Genomic DNA, 2,966 nt, shown 5'->3' on the forward strand with positions numbered 1-2,966 from the left:
GGTTGTTCTTTGCAATTGCACATAGCTTCCCTTGGCATTTAACGCCCACATTAACAGGCAAAAAATAGTTGGGTAAAATTGGCGACGCAGGAGCAAAACCAACTGTTTTTTGTCCTGTTGAATTGTTTGTTATATGTACTTTTTACCATTGTCTTTTCTGAATTTTAAGTAACACGCTAAAAATAAAAAAGGGAAGCCTACCCACGGGTAAAACAACATCTTGAACATTGGTATTAATTCACCTTTTTCTGCAGCATATACCCAAAAAGATGAAGATAAGGAAACCTGAAAATAGATTTCAGCCCATAACGCGCATATTGATGAAATAACAAAGAACCCAATAAGGTTTAACTTTAGAGATTTTAGTAATTCCATTTAATTTAAAACACCATACTCTAGGTACATATAACGCCCCGCGCATGCGCGCGAACGTGTGAGCGTCGCAGGGGCCGCAGGCCCCGAATGACGCGGATTGTTAGGTGCAAACGAGCGTTGCAACATCACTAATGCCATTGCTTAACCCCTTTAGCTCCTGAATAAAGTTATCTAAAAGGGCTGGCTCGGTTTTTAAGTACATTTTCGCCTCGCTTGCCTCTTCCTGTCCCTTGAACTCAAAGTATTCAGATTGCTGATGAGTTGCTATGTACAAAGCCCCCGGCTTAGGAAAGTGAAGCCTCGCAGAAAAAGCACCGTTGGCGTATTCACGACCAAACTGACCCAGCAATATGTCTTTTAAACCACCGTAATAATGGTTTTTAAAGACATTAAGTGCGTTTACCAACTCTAAAATTTGATGACTGCCAACATAAACTTTATTAGTAAATATCGATTTACCATTACAGACAGAAATTTTCAATTCGATCAGATCATCATCAAACCATACTTTTTCTAAAGAAATCTCAGGTTTCAATGCTGCTCCTTGCTCCTAACGCTTGCAACAGCGGCAAATTCGAGCGATTTGGCCGTAGTTTAGCCAGCGAGGATTTGTCCCTGCCTGGTTGCACTTGTTAGGGTTGTTGGCTTGCAACTTTATACCCCAACACCTTAATACGTTTGATCGTTTCATATACAGATTTATGTGATACCCCAGCGTCCGAAGAAATGTTTACGGTTACAGTTTCACAGCTCTTACTTAGGTTTGAGACAATATCTTGCAGTAGATCGTCAGAATAGCGCTCTGAGCCAAGCATCACATCATTATTTTTAGTTATGGAAATCCAGACATGGCCTTCTTTTACTGAGCTTGAACAAGACGAATACACTATTTCCTGTGAACATGCGCTTACAAATAGCATGAATGAGATTAAGCAAAGATATCTAAAATTAAACACCATCTTCTTTGTAACCCTAACGCCCCGCGCATGCGCGCGAACCTGTGAGCGTCGCAGCGGCCAAAGGCCGCGAATGACGCAGTTTGTTATACATCATTGCTTTTTATTCCCATAAATCCAATCCAGCCCTTGAATTGCAGTCGTCGGAAAGGCTGTCGCATGGGTCGCACCAGCTACAATTTCAAATTGAAGCTCTATATTGGCAGTATCCAGTTGCAAAATCTTGTCTTTTAATTGGTTTGCACCAGCCAACATATCCTGCCCTTCACCATAGACAGGTGTTTCATACTCACCAACAGACAGGTACACCTTTGTCGTTACCTTTGGCTTTGCGGCTTGTAAAGCAAGAATCACATTGTTATCAAACCAGACTGATGGACTACCCAGTATGTAGTTTGAAAACAGATCCGGTTCAGAGAACAAAATATAGGCACCAAACAAACCGCCTAATGAGTTGCCGACAAAAGTTCTGTCTGTTTTACTTGCCCGGTAATTGTGTTCAATAAATGGCATAACTGCATCACGTAGAAAGACCATATGTCCTTTAGCATTGCCAGTTTCCTGCTTCCATGATTTAGCCACTGTCGGCGTATAATCTCTGGTTCTGCTGCTTGTTCCTGCCGAACCTTTTTCATAAGACACCGCAACGATAATGGCATGCTGCATAACTCCACTGTTCATCGGAAAACGCATTGCACCAGATACGATTGGAAAACTGTAGTGCGCATCAGTAAGGTAAATCACCGGGTAAACTTGATCAGTTCTCGTGCTGTAGGAAGGAGGTAGTTGAATAAATAAAGGGTAGATTCGCCCACTGGATTGTTCTTTTAGCTCAATCACAGAACTTCGCGGTAACTCGTATGGAGTGTTGGCACTTAACTCAAAGCAGATCAGCAGCAATATCGATAGAAAAAATAATTTCATTTGATGAACCATGATGTATAACGCTTGCAGCAGGGGCGCGACGTCAGGAGCGTCCCTTGCCTGCACTTGTTACATGGGTTTTAGGGATTGCTGGCACGATGCACTCCTTACTCGAATTCGAGCATTGCACCACTAAAAGCCCAAATATCCTTACCATTACCATCTAGCTCTCCATGCCGCGGAATTTTGAAAGACTGCTTTCTGACCCACCTACCAAGACGCCCCCACCACTTTTTTGCAACATCAGGTGCGGGCTTCCCTATTTGGGCATAGTGATTCCCGATCCACTCAAACGAAGACAGACCAACCTTTCCATCTACTTTGAGTCGAGCATTGAGCCAGAATATCGCGGGGTGCCCAGCACCGAAATAGGGTTGATTAGGGTTTGCCCCAGCGCGCCTCTCCTGCCAACCTTCAAATGGATCAGAAACCTCACCATCCGGATCATCATGATTCTCGGCCAATAACGGAAGTGGGCCTGCACCGGAATGAAATAGACAGTAACAACCAGACTCTCCAATTTCGAAGTCACTAAATGCCTGCCAACGTCCTTTACCAACTGGCTTGATTAGAGAAATTTCATCTTCCGATCTGAGAAAATCAGACAGGCTCTTTAAGTCTTCATCTATTAAATACATTGGCAACCACGCCATGACTCACTCCATGTAACGCCTGCAGCAACGGCCGCAATGGAGCAGCGAAGCTGCGGAA

General features: G+C 43.6%; 3 protein-coding genes. All 3 read right to left on the minus strand.

Annotated features, from left to right (window positions below):
- Positions 1-475 precede the first annotated feature (475 nt).
- The gene (locus NOG12_RS13055) at positions 476-910 is read right to left on the minus strand and encodes a hypothetical protein (RefSeq protein ID WP_110077047.1); all 435 of its coding nucleotides are present in this window, start codon (positions 908-910) and stop codon (positions 476-478) included.
- A gap of 514 nt (positions 911-1,424) precedes the next feature.
- A complete protein-coding gene (locus NOG12_RS13060; RefSeq protein WP_181394974.1) occupies positions 1,425-2,255 on the minus strand; it encodes an alpha/beta hydrolase in 831 nt (276 codons plus the stop codon).
- Positions 2,256-2,362: 107 nt separating this feature from the next.
- Positions 2,363-2,908: a hypothetical protein gene (locus NOG12_RS13065; protein ID WP_313933494.1), complete on the minus strand. Its 546-nt coding sequence runs from the start codon at positions 2,906-2,908 to the stop codon at positions 2,363-2,365.
- Positions 2,909-2,966 lie beyond the last annotated feature (58 nt).

It is taken from the genome of Pseudidiomarina fusca, from assembly GCF_032227045.1.
GTDB classification, from domain to species: Bacteria; Pseudomonadota; Gammaproteobacteria; order Enterobacterales; family Alteromonadaceae; genus Pseudidiomarina; species Pseudidiomarina fusca.

Coding starts and splice junctions, on each gene's coding strand:
- NOG12_RS13060 (WP_181394974.1), bottom strand. CDS start 2,255: ATGAAATTATTTTTTCTATCGATATTGCTGCTGATCTGCTTTGAGTTA.
- NOG12_RS13065 (WP_313933494.1), bottom strand. CDS start 2,908: ATGGCGTGGTTGCCAATGTATTTAATAGATGAAGACTTAAAGAGCCTG.